Source organism: Plantactinospora sp. B6F1, assembly GCF_040120695.1.
GTDB lineage: Bacteria > Actinomycetota > Actinomycetes > Mycobacteriales > Micromonosporaceae > Plantactinospora.
This window is the reverse complement of sequence record NZ_JBEEAC010000016.1, coordinates 36457-54249: the sequence shown is the minus strand read 5'-3', so window position 1 is coordinate 54249 and position 17793 is coordinate 36457. Positions and strand designations below refer to the sequence as shown.

Annotated in this window: 14 protein-coding genes; 1 reads left to right on the top strand and 13 read right to left on the bottom strand. The window is 71.0% G+C overall.

Going from position 1 to position 17793, the window contains the following annotated elements; genetic code table 11:
• The first annotated feature begins 78 nt into the window (after positions 1–78).
• Entirely contained in the window at positions 79–1443 is a 1365-nt protein-coding gene (locus tag ABNF97_RS20670; RefSeq protein ID WP_502930529.1) for an MFS transporter, read from the top strand.
• On the opposite strand, the gene ABNF97_RS20665 is transcribed toward ABNF97_RS20670, so the two are convergent.
• The 13 genes from ABNF97_RS20665 to ABNF97_RS20605 all read right to left on the bottom strand — a co-directional run bounded on the left by ABNF97_RS20665 (position 1421) and on the right by ABNF97_RS20605 (position 17776).
• The gene (locus tag ABNF97_RS20665) at positions 1421–2464 is read right to left on the bottom strand and encodes a polyprenyl synthetase family protein (RefSeq protein WP_502930528.1); all 1044 of its coding nucleotides are present in this window, start codon (positions 2462–2464) and stop codon (positions 1421–1423) included. The genes ABNF97_RS20670 and ABNF97_RS20665 overlap by 23 nt on opposite strands.
• 66 nt (positions 2465–2530) lie before the next feature.
• Positions 2531–4090 (bottom strand): NADH-quinone oxidoreductase subunit NuoN, encoded by a 1560-nt coding sequence (nuoN, locus tag ABNF97_RS20660; RefSeq protein ID WP_349339512.1) that lies wholly within the window; start codon positions 4088–4090, stop codon positions 2531–2533.
• Between the two features lie 34 nt (positions 4091–4124).
• Entirely contained in the window at positions 4125–5660 is a 1536-nt protein-coding gene (locus ABNF97_RS20655) for an NADH-quinone oxidoreductase subunit M (protein ID WP_349339460.1), read from the bottom strand.
• An 82-nt stretch (positions 5661–5742) separates the two neighbouring features.
• On the bottom strand, positions 5743–7659 hold the full coding sequence (gene nuoL, locus ABNF97_RS20650; protein ID WP_349339459.1) for an NADH-quinone oxidoreductase subunit L: 1917 nt from the start codon (positions 7657–7659) through the stop codon (positions 5743–5745).
• Between the two features lie 13 nt (positions 7660–7672).
• Positions 7673–7990, bottom strand: coding sequence for an NADH-quinone oxidoreductase subunit NuoK (gene nuoK / locus ABNF97_RS20645; RefSeq protein WP_207230441.1), 318 nt, complete (start codon positions 7988–7990; stop codon positions 7673–7675).
• A gap of 1 nt (position 7991) precedes the next feature.
• Positions 7992–8762, bottom strand: coding sequence for an NADH-quinone oxidoreductase subunit J (locus ABNF97_RS20640; protein WP_130461622.1), 771 nt, complete (start codon positions 8760–8762; stop codon positions 7992–7994).
• 22 nt (positions 8763–8784) lie between these two features.
• A complete protein-coding gene (nuoI, locus tag ABNF97_RS20635) occupies positions 8785–9378 on the bottom strand; it encodes an NADH-quinone oxidoreductase subunit NuoI (RefSeq protein ID WP_130461621.1) in 594 nt (197 codons plus the stop codon).
• 1 nt (position 9379) lies between these two features.
• Entirely contained in the window at positions 9380–10777 is a 1398-nt protein-coding gene (gene nuoH, locus ABNF97_RS20630) for an NADH-quinone oxidoreductase subunit NuoH (protein ID WP_130461620.1), read from the bottom strand.
• A complete protein-coding gene (locus ABNF97_RS20625; protein WP_130461619.1) occupies positions 10774–13269 on the bottom strand; it encodes an NADH-quinone oxidoreductase subunit G in 2496 nt (831 codons plus the stop codon). Before ABNF97_RS20625 ends, nuoH begins: the two co-directional genes overlap by 4 nt.
• Complete coding sequence (nuoF, locus tag ABNF97_RS20620) at positions 13270–14589, bottom strand: NADH-quinone oxidoreductase subunit NuoF (RefSeq protein WP_130461618.1); 1320 nt, start codon at positions 14587–14589, stop codon at positions 13270–13272.
• On the bottom strand, positions 14586–15701 hold the full coding sequence (gene nuoE / locus ABNF97_RS20615; RefSeq protein ID WP_349339458.1) for an NADH-quinone oxidoreductase subunit NuoE: 1116 nt from the start codon (positions 15699–15701) through the stop codon (positions 14586–14588). Before nuoE ends, nuoF begins: the two co-directional genes overlap by 4 nt.
• The gene (locus ABNF97_RS20610; RefSeq protein ID WP_130461616.1) at positions 15702–17036 is read right to left on the bottom strand and encodes an NADH-quinone oxidoreductase subunit D; all 1335 of its coding nucleotides are present in this window, start codon (positions 17034–17036) and stop codon (positions 15702–15704) included.
• Entirely contained in the window at positions 17033–17776 is a 744-nt protein-coding gene (locus ABNF97_RS20605) for an NADH-quinone oxidoreductase subunit C (protein WP_130461615.1), read from the bottom strand. The genes ABNF97_RS20610 and ABNF97_RS20605 overlap by 4 nt, the downstream gene beginning before the upstream one ends.
• Between the last annotated feature and the right edge of the window lie 17 nt (positions 17777–17793).

The following is a 17793-nucleotide window of genomic DNA, read 5'->3' as shown; positions in this document are numbered from 1 at the left end:
TGCCAGATCTACAGCGACCGTGCGTACGTCCATCGACACGATCGGTTCATACGGGCGGCTCGCGTAGGCTCGTCCCAAATGGCCGATCTAACCGATGACACCCCGCAGGCCGCAACCCACGCCTCGCCGACCCGCACCATGCTCGCCGCCGCCGTCATCACGGTCGCCGGCGTACTGCCGGTCTTCCTGATCGGCGGCCTCGCCGTGCAACTCGGCGCCGAGCTGGACTTCTCCCCCGCCCGGCTGGGGCTGGCCGTCGCCGTCTACTTCGGGGTGAGCGCACTCGGCTCCGTCCCGTCCGGCGCCCTCGTCGAGCGGTACGGCCCGACCACCGCCGCCCGGGCCAGCCTGCTGCTGGTCGCCGCCACCATGCTCGCGGTCGCCGCCGTGGCCCGCTCCTACCCGGTGCTGCTCGTCCTGCTGGCGGTGGTCGCCGTGGCCAACCCGCTCGGCCAGATGGCCAGCAACGCCATGCTGGCGCACCAGGTACCGCCCGAGCGACAGGGCATCTCCTTCGGCATCAAGCAGGCCGCCGTACCGGCCGGCACCCTGCTCGCCGGTGCCGCCGTACCGGCCGTGGCGCTCACCGTCGGCTGGCGCTGGGCGTTCGTCGTCGCCGCCCTACTGGCGCTGGCCATCCTGCCGGCGGTACCCGACCGTCCGGTACGGGTGACGGGCCGGGCCCGGGGGCACGGCGGCCGGGCGTCCTGGGGGCTGGTCGCGCTCGGCGTGGCCGGCACCCTGGCGGCGGGCTCCGCGAACGCCCTCGGCACCTTCCTGGTCGACTCGACGGCGGCCCGTGGCCTCTCTCCGGGGGCCGCCGGGCTGCTGCTGACCCTCGGCGGTGCCGTCTGCCTGCTCTCCCGGGTCCTGATGGGCGCGCTGGCCGACCGCCGCACCGGGGGGCACCTCAACACCGTCGCCGGGATGCTGCTGGTCGGTGCCGGCGGGCTGGGACTGCTGCACCTGGCCGGCCCGGTGCCGTTGGTGATCGGCGTGGTACTCGCCTTCGGCCTGGGCTGGGCCTGGCCCGGGCTGCTCAACTTCGCCGTGGTCCGGCTGCACCCGCAGGCGCCGACCACCGCCACCTCGATCACCCAGACCGGGGTGTACGCGGGCGGCTGCCTCGGCCCGCTCGGCCTCGGCACCCTCGCCGAGCAGTCCGGGTACCCGGCGATGTGGCTGGTCGCGGCCGCGGCGATGCTGCTCGCCGCCGGGCTGATGCTGACCGGCCGGCGGATGCTGCTGGCCGACCTGCGCCGCCGGCGGGGGCTGAGGCCGGATCGCAGGTACGCCTCCCGCCAGGCGACCCACGGCGCCCCGGCCACCGCACCGCCCGGAGCCGGCCGGCCAGAACGACAGGACCCGGCCGCCAGCCAGGACAGCGACAGCGCGGGGTCAGCCGGGCGGCAACCCGGCGTCAGCCAGTGCGGTCGGCGATGAAGTCGCAGAGCGATTCGAGGGCCTGCCGGGGGGCGTTGTCGGGCAGCGGGGCGAGCCGGGAGCGGGCCTCCTCGGCGTAGCTGCGGACCGTCTCCCGGGCCCGCTTCATCGCCGGAGACTCCCGGAGCAGGCCGAGCGCCTCGGCGTGCAGCGCGTCGTCGGTGATCGGACCGAGCGCCAGGATCTCGCGCAGCCGTACCGAGGTCGCGTCCCCGTCGTCGGCGCCGAGCGCGTAGAGCACCGGCAGTGTCGGTACGCCCTCCCGCAGGTCGGTGCCGGGGGTCTTGCCGGACTGCTCCGACTCGGAGGCAATGTCGAGCAGGTCGTCGGAGAGCTGGAAGGCGATACCGATGGTTTCGCCGTACCCGGCCAGCGCCTCGACGTACGGGGCGGGGGCGCCGCCGAACATCCCGCCGAACCGGGCCGAGGTGGCGATCAGGGAACCGGTCTTCTCGGCTATCACGTCCAGGTAGTGCGCGACCGGGTCGGCGTCGCGCGGGCCGACGGTCTCGGCGATCTGCCCGTGCACCAGCCGGGCGAACGTCCGGGACTGCAACCGGACCGCCTCGGTACCGAGGTCGGCGGCGATGTCGGCGGCCCGGGCGAAGAGGTAGTCACCGACCAGGATCGCCACCGAGTTGCCCCACCGGGAGTTGGCGCTCGGCGCACCCCGGCGCACCGGCGCCTCGTCCATCACGTCGTCGTGGTAGAGCGTGGCGAGGTGGGTGAGTTCCATCACCACCGCGGCCGGCACGACCTGCGGGGCCGCCGGATCACCGAACTGGGCGCCGAGCGCCACCAGCAGCGGCCGGAACCGCTTGCCGCCGGCGTCCACCAGGTGCCGCGCGGCCTCGTCCACCATCGGATCGGCGCTGGCGACGGTGTCGCGCAGCTCCGCCTCCACCCTGGCCAGCACGCCGGCCACCGATGCCTCCAGGCGGGCATCAACGAACTCGAGCCCGATCGTGTCGAGCCCGAGCGCCGCCATGCCGCCTGCCGTTCCCCCCACGCCTTCAACCATGCCACACCCACCGGCCTACCCCTGGCCGGGGGCGGTTGACCTCGGGAGGGGCGTGGGGCTGACCGGTCATCGGACGAATTCGGCGGCGCCGTTGGCGAGATCGAGCAGCGGTGCCGGGGCGACCCCGAGGACCAGCGTGGCGACCGCCCCGATCATCAGCGCCGCCGCGGTCAACCCACCCGGCAGCGACACCGTCGGAGTGGACTCGCCCGGCTCGGAGAGCCAGAGCATCACCACGACCCGCAGGTACGGGAAGGCGAGGATCATGCTGGTCACGACACCCACGATCACCAGCCAGGTCTGCCCGGCGTCGAGCGCCGCCCCGAAGACCGCGAACTTGCTGGTGAAGCCGCTGGTCAGCGGGATGCCGGCGAAGGCGAGCAGCAGCAGGGTGAACAGCCCCGCGTAGAGCGGCGAGCGTCGGCCCAGCCCGGCCCACCGGGACAGGTGGGTGGCCTCGCCGTCCGCGTCCCGGACCAGGGTCACCACGCCGAACGCGGCCAGTACGGTGAAGCCGTACGCGACGAGGTAGAACATCGTGCTGGACAGCCCGTCCTTGGAGAGCACGATCGCACCGACCAGCAGGTAGCCGGCGTTCGCCACCGAGGAGTACGCGAGCAGCCGCTTGATGTCGGTCTGGGTGACCGCGAGGATCGCCCCGACCAGCATCGTCAGTACCGCGATGGCGCCGAGCACCGGAGTGAAGTCCCAGCTCGCCCCGGAGAACGCGACGTGCAGCACCCGGAGCAGCCCGCCGAACGCGGCGACCTTGGTGCAGGCGGCCATGAACCCGGTGATCGGAGTCGGGGCGCCCTGGTAGACGTCCGGGGTCCAGACGTGGAACGGCGCCGCCGCGATCTTGAACAGCAGCCCGATGGCGAGCAGCGCGAGCCCACCGAAGAGCAGCACCTCGCTGGCGGCCGAGTCGGTGACCGCCATCCGGATGGTGCCGAAGTCGACCCCGCCGCCGGAACCGCTGCCGCCGGCCCCGACGGTGAAGCCGTACACCAGCGCCATGCCGAAGAGGAAGAAGGCCGAGGAGTACGAGCCGAGCAGGAAGTACTTCAGCGCCGCCTCCTGGCTCAGCAGCCGCCGGCGCCGGGCCAGCGCGCAGAGCAGGTAGAGCGGCAGCGAGAACGCCTCCAGCGCGATGAACATCGTCAGCAGGTCGTTCGCGGCGACGAAGAGCAGCATGCCGGAGACGGCGAAGAGGGTCAGCGGGTAGACCTCGGTCGCCCCGCCCTCCTCGGCGGCCTGGCGCTGGTCCTCCGGTGCCCCGACCGGCACCGCGGCGTGCGCCACGAACGCGCCACCGCGCTGTACCGACCGCTCGCCGATCAGCATCAGCGCCATCGCGGCGAGCACCAGGATCGCGCCCTGGAGGAAGAGCGTCGGGCCGTCGACCGCGACCGCCCCACCGGCGGTGAGCAGCCGGTCGTGCGCGTTCATCACCACCGCGACCAGCGCACCGGTCAGGGCCAGCAGGCCGAGGACGAGCTGGGTCAGGTGCCGGCGCTTACGGGGTACGAACGCCTCGACCAGGACGCCGACGACGGAGGCTCCGAACAGCACCAGGATCGGTGCCAGAGCCGCGTAGTCGATAGGCGGCAGCTTGAGATCCATTATCGGACCTTCCTTACGTACGCGACTGGCAGCCGGCTCACCGGTGTGCCTCCTGGACGGTGCCCACCGTCGGCGCCGGGTCCTGCTTGCCGAGGTCCTGCTCCATGGTGGCCTGGACGGCGGGGTTGATGACGTCGGTGACCGGCTTCGGGTAGAAGCCGAGCAGCAGCAGTAGCGCGATCAGCGGGGCGACCACGACCTTCTCCCGTACCGACAGGTCCCGCCGCATCGCCGCCACCCCGGGCAGCGCCGGGTTGAGCGTGCCCTGGGTGGTCCGCTGGATCATCCACAGCGCGTACGCGGCGGCCAGGATGATCCCGACGGTGGCGATGATCGCGACCGGCTTGTTCACCGTGAAGGTGCCGATCAGCACCAGGAACTCGGAGATGAACGGTGCCGTGCCGGGCAGCGCCAGCGAGGCGAGACCGGCGAAGAGGAACACCCCGGCGAGCAGCGGTACCAGCTTGCCGGCGCCGCCGAAGTCGGTGATCAGCGCGGAGCCGCGCCGGGCGACCAGCATGCCGACCACCAGGAAGAGCAGGCCGGTGGCGAGGCCGTGGTTGACCATGTAGAGCACCGCACCGGTACCGGCCTGGGTGGTGAAGGCGAAGATTCCGACGCCGATGAACCCGAAGTGCGCGATCGAGGTGTACGAGACGAGTCGCTTGAGGTCGTTCTGCCCCACCGCCAGCAGGGCGGCGTAGAGGATGCCGATCAGCGCCAGCGCGATCGCCCACGGGGCGAACCACTTCGCCGCCTCGGGGAAGAGCGGCAGGCAGTACCGCAGGATGCCGAAGGTGCCGACCTTGTCCAGCACCCCGACCAGCAGCGCGGCCGCGCCGGCCGGTGCGGCGCCACCGGCGTCCGGCAGCCAGGTGTGGAACGGGAAGAACGGCGCCTTGATCGCGAAGGCGAGGAAGAACCCGAGGAAGAGCCAGCGCTCGGTGCCGGTGGAGATGTCCACCTGGGTCAGCGCCTGCCAGTCGAAGGTCTTGCCGCCGACCACCCAGAGCCCGATCACCGCGGCCAGCATGAAGAGGCCGCCGACCAGCGAGTAGAGGAAGAACTTCACCGCCGCGTACTGCCGCTGGTGGCCGCCGTAGCTGCCGATCAGGAAGTACATCGGCACCAGCATGACCTCGAAGAACACGTAGAAGAGGAAGATGTCGGCGGCGGCGAAGACGCCGATCATCGTGCACTCGAGGAAGAGCAGCAGCGCGAAGTAGACCGGCACGGACCGCTTGGACTTCTCGGCGTCGTGCCAGGAGGCGAGGATCACCAGCGGCACCAGCAGGGCGATCAGCATCAGCATGACCAACGCGATGCCGTCGGCGGCGAAGGTGAAGTTCACCCCCCAGCGCGGGATCCACGAGTACGACTCGCGGAGCTGGAGTCGGTCGCCGCCGGCCTCGAAGGCGACCCACATGAAGACGGAGAGCACCAGCACGGCCAGCGACCAGCCGAGCGCGATCCGCTTGGCCAGCTCGCCCCGGCTGGCCGGCAGGAAGACCACCACCAGCGCGCCGACCAGCGGCGCGACGGTGAGCACCGAGAGGAAGGGGAAGTCGGACATTATTCGGCCTTACCTCCGTCGTCAGTGCCCGGCCGGTCGGGGTCGCCCGGCCGGTTGCGCGCGGCCGGTGGGTTCTGGTGGGTCACGCGAACCACCCCAGTTGGACGGCCAGGAACGCCGCCACCACCAGCACCGCGCCGGTCATGATGGACATCGCGTACGACCGGACGTAGCCGGTCTGCAGCCGGCGCAGCCGGCCCGATCCACCGCCGACCGCGGCGGCGAGCGCGTTGACCAGCCCGTCGATGCCCCGGTTGTCCAGGAAGACCAGTGCCCGGGTGAGGAAGATGCCCGGCTTCTCGAAGACCGTCTCGTTGAACGCGTCGGTGTAGAGGTTGCGCCGGGCCGCCCGGACCACCGGACCGGCCGGCTGCTCCACCAGGGCGGTGCCGTTGCGGAACAGCAGCCAGGCCAGGCCGGCGCCGAGCACGGTCAGGACGATCGAGAGCACCTTGATCACGTTGTGCGGGATCACCGGATCGTGGTGCGCGCTGTGGCCGAGCACCGGGGTCAGCCAGTCGGCGACCGGGCTCGCCATCAGGCCACCGGCGACCACCGAGCCGAGGCCGAGCAGGATCAGCGGCACCGTCATGATCAGCGGTGACTCGTGCGGGTGCTCAATGTCCTCGGTCCAGCGCTTCGGGCCGTGGAAGGTGAGCACGAAGAGCCGGGTCATGTAGAAGGCGGTCAGCCCGGCGCCGAGCAGTGCGGCCCCGCCGTAGAGCCAGGAGGTCCAGTCGCCGCGGTCGAACGCCGCGACGATGATCGGCTCCTTGGTGAAGAAGCCGGAGAACGGCCACATGCCGATGATCGCCAGCCAGCCGAGCCCGAAGGTGATCCAGGTGATCTTCATGTACCTCGCCAGCCCGCCGAACCGGCGGATGTCCACCTGGTCGGACATGCCGTGCATCACCGAGCCGGCCCCGAGGAACATGTTGGCCTTGAAGAAACCGTGCGCCAGCAGGTGGATGATGGCCAGCGCGTACGCACCGCCACCGAGCCCGACGCCGAGGAACATGTAACCGATCTGGCTCACCGTCGACCAGGCGAGCACCCGCTTGATGTCGTCCTTGGCCGCGCCGATGATGCAGCCCATCAGCAGGGTGAGCGCACCGACGCTGACCACGATGGTCTGCAGCGTCGGGTCGAGCGAGAAGATCGGGTTGGACCGGGCGATCAGGTAGACGCCGGCGGTCACCATCGTGGCGGCGTGGATCAGCGCGGAGACCGGGGTCGGACCCTCCATCGCGTCCGGCAGCCACGCCTGGAGCGGGAACTGGCCGGACTTGCCGGTCGCACCGAGCAGCAGCAGCAGGCCCATCGCCAGCACGGTGCCGCCGGCGAGCGCTCCGGCGCCGTTGAAGACGTCGGCGTACTGGGTGCTGCCCAGGGTGGCGAACATGATGAAGATCGCGATGGCCAGGCCGGCGTCGCCGACCCGGTTCATCAGGAACGCCTTCTTGCCGGCGGTCGCCGCGCTCGGCCGGTCGGTCCAGAACGAGATCAGCAGGTACGACGCCAGACCGACGCCCTCCCAGCCGACGTAGAGCATCACGTAGTTGTTGCCGAGTACCAGCAGCAGCATCGCCGCGACGAACAGGTTGAAGTACCCGAAGAACTTCCGCCGGCCGGCGTCGTGCGCCATGTAGCCGACCGCGTACACGTGGATCAGGAAACCCACACCGGTGATCAGCAGTACGAAGACCGCGGCCAGCGGGTCGAAGAGCAGTCCGAAGTCGACGCGCAGGTCACCGACGGCGATGAAGTCCCAGAGGCTCAGCTCGACCGAGCGGTTCTCCAGCCCTCGCAGCGAGAGGAAGTAGCTCAGGCCGAGCACGAAGATGACGCCGACGCTGGCCACGCCGAGCCAGTGCCCCCACCGGTCGGCACGCCGGCCGAGCAGCAGGAGGATCGCCGCGCTGACCAGCGGGATGGCCACCAGCAGCCACACGCTGCCCAGCAACCCCGTGGCGTGGGCGTACTCCACAGAATGTTCCACTGGTGGGCCCCTCTTAGTACTTCAACAGGTTGGCGTCGTCGACGCTCGCCGAGCGCCGAGTCCGGAAGATCGTCATGATGATGGCCAGCCCGACCACGACCTCGGCGGCGGCCACCACCATGACGAAGAACGCCATGATCTGACCGTTCAGGTCGCCGTTGATCCGGCTGAACGTGACCAGCGCGAGGTTGGCCGCGTTGAGCATCAGCTCGATGCACATGAAGAGGACAATCGCGTTGCGCCGGACCAGTACCCCGACCGCGCCGACCGTGAAGAGCAGGCAGGCGAGGATCAGGTAGTGGTTCGGCGACACCGAAAGAAAGTTCGACATCCTATTTCTCCGTCCCCTTCAGCGCCCGCTCCTCGGCGGAGAGTTCCCGCTGCGGCAGGATCCGCGGAACGCTCCGCTCGGTCAGCACGCCGTCCGGCAGCCGGGCCGGGGTGGCGACCGAGGACGATGTGGCGTACACACCGGGGCCGGGCTTCGGTCCCGGGTAGGTGCCGGGGCGGAACCGCGCCCTCATCGTGGCGATCTGGTCCATCCGGTCCTGGCGACGCCGCTCGACGTGGGCCAGCACCATCGCGCCGACCGCCGCGGTGATCAGCAGCGCCGAGGTGACCTCGAAGGCGAAGACGTACCTGGTGAAGAGCAGCGCGGCGATGCCCTGCACGTTGCCGTTCGCGTTGGCCTGCTCCAGGCCGGCCGCGTCCGCCTGGCCGAGCGCCCGCCACAAACCGCTGGCGAGCAGGGCGCCGAAGCCGAGGCCGAGCAGGATCGCCGCGACCCGCTGCCCGCGCAGCGTCTCGATCAGCGAGTCCGACGAGTCCCGGCCGACCAGCATCAGCACGAAGAGGAAGAGCATCATGATCGCGCCGGTGTAGACGATGATCTGCACCATGCCGATGAACGGCCCGGCCTGGAGCACGTAGAAGACGCCCAGGCAGAGCATGGTCAGCACCAGCCAGAGCGCGGAGTGCACCGCGTTACGGGCCCAGACCGTGCCGATCGCGCCGATCAGGGCGAGCGGGGCCAGGACCCAGAAGGCCACCTCTTCCCCGCCGGTCACCCCGCCGGCCGCGGCGAGCACCGCTTGTCCGGTCATGCCCCCTCCTCGCTGCGCTCGCTCATGACGCCGTCTCTCCCGTCGTACCGGAGCCGTCGACCGTGCCGGTCTCGGACCAGGGCGCCCGCTCCGCGCCGGCCGAGGTGCCCGGGTTGGTCAGTGCGCCGACGTAGTAGTCCTGCTCGGTGTCACCGAGCCGCATCGGGTGCGGCGGCTGCTCCATCCCCGGCAGCAGCGGCGCCAGCAACTGCTCCTTGGTGAAGATCAGGTCCTGCCGGTTGTCCCGGGCCAGCTCGTACTCGTTGCTCATGGTCAGCGAACGGGTCGGGCAGGCCTCGATGCAGAGCCCGCAGAAGATGCACCGGGCATAGTTGATCTGGTACGTGCTCGCGTACCGCTCGCCCGGGGAGAAGCGCTGCTCCTCGGTGTTGTCGCCGCCCTCGACGTAGATCGCGTCGGCCGGGCAGGCCCAGGCGCACAGCTCGCAGCCGATGCACTTCTCCAGCCCGTCCGGGTGCCGGTTGAGGATGTGCCGCCCGTGGTAGCGCGGCGCGGAGACCGGCGGCTTGAACGGGTAGTCGGTGGTGACGACCTTCTTGAACATGTGCGAGAAGGTGACCCCGAAACCCTTGAACGATCCGGTGATCGCGCCCATGTCACACCTCCTTCTCGTCGTGGCCGGTGCCCGGCCCGTCGGCGCCGGCCGGCTGCCCGGCTCCCACGTTGGCGGGTTCCCGCTCGGCGACCGCCCGTCTGGTCCGGGGGCTCGGCGGCACCTGGAGATCCATCGGCGGCAGCGGGAAGCTGCCGGCGGGCCGCCGGTTGACCTTCTCCTGGAGGGTCCGCTCGGGCGGCCGCGTCTTGCTCGGCCAGAGCAACGTCACCAGCAGGACGACCAGCACCGCACCCGCGATGATCGTGTAGCGGTGGGAGTCGGCGATGTCCTGCTTCTGCAGGGTGCGGATGCCGGCCAGGACCAGGATCCAGACCAGGTTGATCGGCAGCAGCACCTTCCAGCCCAGCCGCATGAACTGGTCGTAGCGGAACCGGGGCAGCGTGCCGCGCAGCCAGACGAAGACGAAGACCAGCGCGATGACCTTGCCCATGAACCAGAGCAGCGGCCACCAGCCGGAGTTCGCGCCCTCCCAGAGGGTGATCGGCCAGGGGGCCCGCCATCCGCCGAGGAAGAGCGTCGTGGTGACCGCCGACATCGTCACCATCGCGACGTACTCGCTGAGCATGAAGAGCGCGAACTTCAGCGAGCTGTATTCGGTCATGTAGCCGGCGACCAGCTCCGACTCCGCCTCGGGCAGGTCGAACGGCGCCCGGTTGGTCTCACCGACGGTGGAGATGAAGAAGATGATGAAGCTCGGCAGCAGCAGGATCGCGTACCAGCCCGGTGCGGGCAGGTCGACCACGCCGAAGAGGTTCAGCCGGGTGCCGTCTGCCTGGGCGCTGACGATGCCGCTGGTCGACATCGTGCCGGCGGTCATGAAGACCGCCACGATGCTCAGACCCAGCGCCACCTCGTACGAGATCATCTGGGCGGTGGAGCGCAGGCCGCCGAGGAGCGGGTACGTCGACCCGGAGGCCCAGCCGCCGAGCACGATGCCGTAGATGCCCATCGAGGAGCAGGCCAGCAGCACCAGTACGGCCACCGAGACATCGGTGACCTGGAGCGGGGTCCGCTCGCCGAAGATGCTCACCATCGGGCCGAACGGCACCACCGACAGGGAGGTCACCGCGCAGATCACCGAGATGGTCGGCGCGAAGAAGTAGACGACCTTGTCCGCGCCCTTCGGCAGGATGTCCTCCTTGAAGGCCATCTTGAGACCGTCGGCGAGGGTCTGCAGCAGACCGAACGGACCGATCTGGTTCAGACCGGGCCGCTGGGCCATCCGGGCCACCACCCGGCGCTCGAACCAGACCCCGAGCAGCGTGGCCAGGACCGCGAAGGCGAACGCCGCCACGATCTTGATCAGGACCAGCCACCACGGATCCTTGCCGAAGTCCTGCAGCGTCGGATCCTGGGCCAGGTAGGTAAGGCCGCTCATCGCGCACCTCCAGCGCTGTTCAGCAGCGGGCCCGGCATGCCGGCGGCGTCGGCCGCGACCGGAGTGGCCGGGCCGGCGCTGAGCCGGACGATCGCGCCGGACGTGACGCCGAGGCCGCGCCGGACGTTCGCGCCGGGCGAGTTGGTCGGCAGCCAGACCACGTCGTCGGGCAGGTCGGTGATCGCCGCCGGCAGGGTCAGCGCGCCCCGGTCGGTGCCGACCGTCACCGCGTCGCCCTCGCCCACTCCCAGCGCCTCGGCGGCGGCCTTGCCGAGCCGGACCACCGGCGGCCGGGCGGTGCCACCGAGCGCCGGGTCACCCTCGGTCAGGGTGCCGGCGTCGATGAGCTGGTGCCAGGTGGCGAGCACCGCCTCGCCCGGACCGGGCCGGACCGGCTCGGCCGGCTCGACGGCCGGGGCGGCGGCCCGGTTGGCCCTGGTCGCCGGCAGCGCACCCAGGTCGCGGCGGACGCTGTTCACGTCGGCGGTGCCGAGTCGCACGCCGAGCTGGGCGGCGATGGCGTCCAGGACCCGGCCGTCGTTCATCGCGGTGGTGCTCAGCACCGCCTCGAAGGTCCGCAGCCGGCCCTCCCAGTCGAGGAAGGTGCCGGCCTTCTCCACCACCGGGGCGACCGGGAAGACCACGTCGGCGCGGCGGGTCACCGCGTTGTGCCGCAGCTCCAGGCTGACCAGGAACGGCACCTTCTCCAGCGCCGCGTCGGCGAGTCTCGGGTCGGCCAGGTCGGCCGGGTCGACCCCGGCCACCACCAGCGCGCCGAGCCTGCCCTCGGCGGCCGCCGCGACGATGCCGTCGGTGTCCCGGCCGGGCTGGCTCGGGATGACCCCGGCGGCCACGTCCCAGGCGCCGGCCAGCTCGGCCCGACCGGCCGCGTCGGTCACCGGACGCCCGCCGGGCAGCAGGTTCGGCAGGCAGCCGGCGTCAACCGCGCCGCGGTCCCCGGCTCGCCGGGGCACCCAGGCCAGCTTGGCGCCGGTACGCTCGGCCAGCTCGGCAGCGGCGGAGAGGCCGCCCGGCACGGTCGCGAGCCGCTCGCCGACCAGCAGCACCGCGCCGGGCTGGCGCAGCGCCTCGGCGACCGAGGCGTGCCCGGCGAGCAGCTTCGCCTCGTCGCCGGGGGCGGCGGTCAGCACCGTCGCGCCGATCTTCGCAAGTCCCCGGGTCACGAACGGGGCCAGCGCGAGCACCTTCAGCCCGCGCTTGCTGTACGCCTTGCGCAGCCGCAGGAAGAGGATCGGGCACTCCTCCTCCGGCTCCAGCCCGGCGATCACCACGACCGACGACCGCTCGATGTCGGCGTAGGTCACCTCGGTCGTCCCGGCCACCGTGCTGGCCAGGAACTGGGCCTCCTCGGCCGAGAGCGGGCGGGCCCGGAAGTCGATGTCGTTGCTGTGCAGCGCCACCCGGGCGAACTTGGCGTACGCGTACGCGTCCTCGACGGTGAGCCGGCCGCCGGTCAGCACCCCGACCCCGGAGCCACCGTCCCGCGCCTCGCGCAGCCCGTCGGCGGCGACGGCGAACGCCTCGCTCCAGGACGCCTCGCGCAGCTCACCGGTCCTGGCGTCCCGCACCATCGGAGTGGTGATCCGCTCGTTCGCGGTGGCGTACCGGAAGCCCCAGCGACCCTTGTCGCAGTTCCACTCCTCGTTCACCGCCGGGTCGTCGCCGGCCAGCCGGCGCATCACCTTGCCGCGCCGGTGGTCGGTGCGCTGGGCGCAGCCGGCCGAGCAGTGCTCGCAGACGCTCGGGGTGGAGACCAGGTCGAACGGGCGGGCCCGGAACCGGTACTGCACACCGGTCAGTGCGCCGACCGGGCAGATCTGCACCGTGTTGCCGGAGAAGTACGAGTTGAACGGTACGTCGCCCTCCTCGCCCTCCTCACCGCCGTAGACCTCGTCCCGGTAGACGTTGATCTCCTCGGCGGCGGACCGGCCCATCAGGTCGATGAACTTGTCCCCGGCGATCTCGTCGGAGAACCGGGTGCAGCGCTGGCAGAGTACGCAGCGCTCCCGGTCCAGTAGGACCTGGCTGGAGATGTTGATCGGCTTCTCGTACTCCCGCTTGTGCTCGTAGAAGCGGGTGTCGGCGCGGCCGGTGGACATCGCCTGGTTCTGTAGCGGGCACTCGCCGCCCTTGTCGCACATCGGGCAGTCGAGCGGGTGGTTGATCAGGAGCATCTCCATGATGCCCGCCTGTGCCTTCTTGGCGACCGGCGAGGTGAGCTGGGTGCGTACCACCATGCCGTCGGCGACCGCCTGGGTGCAGGAGGCGACCGGCTTGCGCTGCCCCTCCACCTCGACCAGGCACTGCCGGCAGGCGCCGGCCGGGGCGAGCAGCGGGTGGTCGCAGAACCGGGGGATCTCGATGCCGAGCTGCTCGGCGACCCGGATCAGCAGGGCACCCTTCGGCGCCGTCACCTCGATGCCGTCGATGGTGAGCGTGACGGTCTCGGCCTGCTTCGCAACGTCCGTCATTTAATGGGCTCCTACCAGGGTCTTCTCCGACAGCTTGGGAGCCGTCCGGCCCTCGATGTAGTCGAGGTAGTCCTGCTTGAAGTACTGCAGCGAGGAGGTCACCGGGCTGGTCGCGCCGTCACCGAGACCGCAGAACGCGCGGCCGAGGATGTTGTCGCAGGTGTCCAGCAGGGTGTCCAGGTCCTCGTGGGTGCCCTGCCCGGCCAGGATCCGCCGGTAGATGCGGACCATCCAGAAGTTGCCCTCCCGGCACGGCGTGCACTTCCCGCACGACTCGTGGTAATAGAACTCCAGCCACCGGTAGGTGGCGTAGACCGGGCAGTCCTGGTCGGAGAAGATCTGGGTCGCGGTGGTGCCGAGGATCGAACCGGCCGCCGCCACCCCCTCGAAGTCCAGCGGCACGTCCAGGTGCTCGGCGGTGAGCAGCGGGGTCGAGGAGCCGCCCGGGGTCCAGAACCGCAGGTCGTGCCCCGGCTGCATGCCGCCGGCCAGCTCGATCAGCTCCCGCAGCGTGATGCCGAGCCCGGCCTCGTACTGCCCGGGGTTGTTGATCCGGCCGGAGAGGGAGTAGATCATCGGCCCGGAGGACTTCTCCGTGCCCATGCTCTTCCACCAGGCGGCCCCGCCCAACACGATGTACGGCACGCTGGCGATGGTGCCGACGTTGTTCACCACGGTCGGGCAGGCGTACAGGCCGTGGGTCGCCGGGAACGGCGGGCGCAGCCGGGGCTGGCCCCGGAACCCCTCCAGCGAGTCCAGCAGCGCCGTCTCCTCGCCGCAGATGTACGCCCCGGCCCCGCTGTGCACCACCAGGTCCAGGTCGAAGCCGGTGCCGAGGATGTTCTCGCCGAGGTAGCCGGCCCGGTACGCCTCCTGTACGGCGTTGCGCAGCCGCCGGGCCGCGTGCACCGCCTCGCCCCGGACGTAGATGTAGGCGCGGTTGGCCCGGATCGCGTACGAGGCGATGATCACGCCCTCGACCAGCGAGTGCGGGTCGTGGGTCATCAGCGGCAGGTCCTTGCAGGTGCCCGGCTCGCCCTCGTCGGCGTTCACCACCAGGTAGTGCGGCTTGCCGTCACCCTGCGGGATGAAGCCCCACTTGAGCCCGGTCGGGAAGCCGGCGCCACCCCGGCCGCGCAGGCCGGAGTCCTTGACGAGCTGGATCAGGTCGTCCGGGTGTGCGGCGAGCGCCTTGCGCAGCGCCGCGTAGCCGTCCAGCCGCTCGTAGACGTCGAGCCGCCAGGCGTCCGGCGACAGCCAGCGCTTGGTGAGTACCGGGGTCAGCTTCTCCAGCGTCTCCCGCCGAGGCGTCGTGGTCACCTGTCAGCCTCCTTCTCGCTCTCCGCCGACTTCAGCGAGCGCTCCTGGGCGTCGGTGCCGCCGTCGCCGGCCGGCTTGGCGTCGCTGGCCGGCTGGTTGGCGGCGGCGCCGGCTGCCTCGGCGGCCTTCGCGTCGGCCGGTCCGGCCGGTGCCCCGTCGACCGGCGGCGTCGTGCCGGGCGCGTCCGGCGCGGCGGTCTTCGCGTCCGGGTTGCGGGTCTCGGCGGTGCGGATCTGTGGCGACTTGTCGTCCGGCGCCTTCACGTCCGGGGCGGTGCTGCCGGTGGCTGCGGCCGGCCGGGTGGTCGCCGGGGCCGGCTTGTCACCGGTCTGGCTGCCCTTGATCGGCGTGTTCGGGTCGTAGCCGGCCACCGAGACGCCGTGTTGCTGGGCCAGGCGCAGCCCGGCCAGCGTCGGGTCCCCGGGCACCCCGTCGGCCACCGCCTCCTCGCGCGGGTCGGCGAAGCCGGCCAGTTGCAGCGACATCTCCCTGAGGGTGCAGAGCCGGGCGCCCCGGCTGGGCTGCGGTCGGCCGCCCGCGCGCAGCTCGTTCACGACCGCGACGGCCGAGTCCGGGTCGACCCGGTCGAAGAAGTCGTAGTTGACGGTCATCACGGGCCCGTAGTCGCAGGCCGCGAGGCACTCGGCGTGCTCCAGGGTGATCTTGCCGTCCGCGGTGGTCTCGTCGTGCCCGACCCCGAGATGCTCGGTCAGCGTGTCGTAGACCTGCTGCCCGCCGAGCACGTTGCACATGGTGTTGGTGCAGACGCTGACCAGCCAGTCGCCGGTCGGCCGGCGCTTGTACATGGTGTAGAAGGTGGCCACGGCGCCGACCTGCGCCTTGGTCAACCCGAGTACGTCGGCGCAGAACTCCACGCCGGCCGGGGAGACGTACCCCTCCTCGGACTGCACCAGGTGCAGCAGCGGCAGCAGCGCCGAGCGGGACCGGTCGGCCGGGTAGCGGGCGACGATCTCCCGCGCCTGCTCGTCGAGCTTCGCGTGCAGGTCGGCGCTGCGCGGCCCGGCGTCGCGCTGAGCCGGCACCTCGCTGCCGGGCCCGGTCACCAGGCCGTCGAGCCGGGACGTTGCGTTGCCAAACTGAGACTGAGTCATTTAGCGATCACACCCACCCATCACCGGGTCCAGCGACGCGCCGCCCGCGATCACGTCCGCGATCAGGCCGCCCTCGGAGATCGCCGGCAGCGCCTGGAGGTTGACGAAGCTGGGCTCGCGGTAGTGCACCCGGTACGGCCGGGTGCCCCCGTCGGAGACCGCGTGTACGCCCAGCTCGCCGCGGGGCGACTCGATTCCGACGTAGACCTGGCCCGGAGGCACCCGAAAGCCCTCGGTGACCAGCTTGAAGTGATGGATCAGCGACTCCATCGACTGACCCATGATCTTGGCGACGTGCTCCAGCGAGTTGCCCATCCCGTCGACGCCGATGGCGAGCTGCGCGGGCCAGGCGATCTTCTTGTCGGCCACCATGATCGGGCCGGGGCGGAGCTTGTCCAGAGCCTGCTCGATGATCTTGAGCGATTCCCGCATCTCGGCCATCCGGACCAGGTAGCGGCCCCAGACGTCACCACTCTCGGTGGTCGGCACGTCGAACTCGTAGTTCTCGTACCCGCAGTACGGCATCGTCTTGCGGAGGTCCCACGGCAGGCCGGCCGACCGCAGCACCGGACCGGTGACGCCGAGCGCCACGCAGCCGGTGACGTCCAGCACCGCCACGTCCTTGGTCCGCTCCTGCCAGATGGGCTGGCCGGAGAGCAGGTCCTCGTATTCCTTCAGCCGCTTCGGCAGCATCTTCAGGAACTCGCGGATCTTGACGATCGCCTCGTCCGGGACGTCCTGGGCGACCCCGCCCGGCCGGACGTACGCGTGGTTCATCCGCAGGCCGGTGATGAGCTCGAAGATATCCAGCACGTACTCGCGCTCGCGGAAGCCGTAGAGCATCATGTTGACCGCGCCCAGCTCCAACGCCGTGGTGGCGATCCAGACCAGGTGCGACGAGATTCGGTTCAGCTCCATCATCAGCACCCGGATCACCGAGGCCCGCTCGGTCACCTCGTCGGTGATGCCGAGCAGCTTCTCCACCGCGAGGCTGTACGCCGTCTCGTTGAACAGCGGCGAGAGGTAGTCCATCCGGGTGACGAACGTGCTGCCCTGCACCCAGTTGCGGTACTCGAGGTTCTTCTCGATCCCGGTGTGCAGGTAGCCGACCACCGCCCGGACCTCCCGGACGGTCTCGCCCTCCAGCTCCAGGATCAGCCGGAGCACGCCGTGCGTCGACGGGTGCTGCGGGCCCATGTTGACGATGAGCCGCTCGTCGTTGATCGGGTCGTGCCCGCTGACCACCTGGTCCCAGTCGCCACCGGTGACGGTGAAGACCCGGCCCTCGGTGGTCTCCCGGGACTCGGCGTAGCTCGGGTTCGTCGAGGTGCTCATTGGTACGACCTCCGCTCGTCGGGCGGTGGAATCTCGGCGCCCTTGTACTCGACCGGCACGCCACCGAGCGGGTAGTCCTTGCGCTGCGGGTGGCCCTCCCAGTCGTCCGGCATCAGGATCCGGGTCATGCCGGGGTGGCCGTCGAAGACGACGCCGAACATGTCGTACGTCTCCCGCTCCTGCCAGTCCGCCGTGGGGTAGACCGAGGTGACGCTCGGCACCCGGGGCTCCTCGGCGGTCACCGCGACCTCCAGCCGGATCTGCCGCCGGTAGGTCATCGAGGTGAGCTGGTAGACGACGTGCAGCCGGCGGGCGTCGGAGCCGAGGTAGTCGACCCCGGAGACCGAGGAGCAGAGCTCGAAGCGGAGCGAAGCGTCGTCCCGGAGCACCTGGCAGACCTCGGCGATCCGCTCCGGGCGGATGTGCAGGGTCAGCTCGCCCCGGTCGACCACGACGTTCTCGATCGCGTCGGCGAAGCCCGGGTACGCCTCCTCCAGCGCGTCGGTGACCTCGTCGAAGTAGCCGCCGTACGGCCGGGGGCTGCTCACCACCGCGACCCGCTGCCGGACCAGGCCGCCGAAGCCGGAGGTGTCGCCGGTGCCGTGGACGCCGAACATGCCGCGCCCGGCCGCGCTGGCCGGCGGGTACTCGGCCGGCGCCCCGCTGGTCGCCCCGATTGGCGGCCGGCTCACCGGCACGCCGCCGCCCGGCTGCTCGCTGGGCCGGTTGGGCTCGGTCATGCCGTCCCTCCGCTACG

What these genes read in the sequence shown, in the direction of transcription:
- ABNF97_RS20640 (WP_130461622.1), bottom strand. Translation starts at nt 8,762, where the DNA reads ATGACCGGACAAGCGGTGCTCGCCGCGGCCGGCGGGGTGACCGGCGGG.
- ABNF97_RS20665 (WP_502930528.1), bottom strand. Translation starts at nt 2,464, where the DNA reads ATGGTTGAAGGCGTGGGGGGAACGGCAGGCGGCATGGCGGCGCTCGGG.
- nuoE (WP_349339458.1), bottom strand. Translation starts at nt 15,701, where the DNA reads ATGACTCAGTCTCAGTTTGGCAACGCAACGTCCCGGCTCGACGGCCTG.
- ABNF97_RS20610 (WP_130461616.1), bottom strand. Translation starts at nt 17,036, where the DNA reads ATGAGCACCTCGACGAACCCGAGCTACGCCGAGTCCCGGGAGACCACC.
- nuoI (WP_130461621.1), bottom strand. Translation starts at nt 9,378, where the DNA reads ATGGGCGCGATCACCGGATCGTTCAAGGGTTTCGGGGTCACCTTCTCG.
- ABNF97_RS20655 (WP_349339460.1), bottom strand. Translation starts at nt 5,660, where the DNA reads ATGTCCGACTTCCCCTTCCTCTCGGTGCTCACCGTCGCGCCGCTGGTC.
- nuoH (WP_130461620.1), bottom strand. Translation starts at nt 10,777, where the DNA reads ATGAGCGGCCTTACCTACCTGGCCCAGGATCCGACGCTGCAGGACTTC.
- nuoK (WP_207230441.1), bottom strand. Translation starts at nt 7,990, where the DNA reads ATGTCGAACTTTCTTTCGGTGTCGCCGAACCACTACCTGATCCTCGCC.
- ABNF97_RS20625 (WP_130461619.1), bottom strand. Translation starts at nt 13,269, where the DNA reads ATGACGGACGTTGCGAAGCAGGCCGAGACCGTCACGCTCACCATCGAC.
- ABNF97_RS20605 (WP_130461615.1), bottom strand. Translation starts at nt 17,776, where the DNA reads ATGACCGAGCCCAACCGGCCCAGCGAGCAGCCGGGCGGCGGCGTGCCG.
- ABNF97_RS20670 (WP_502930529.1), top strand. Translation starts at nt 79, where the DNA reads ATGGCCGATCTAACCGATGACACCCCGCAGGCCGCAACCCACGCCTCG.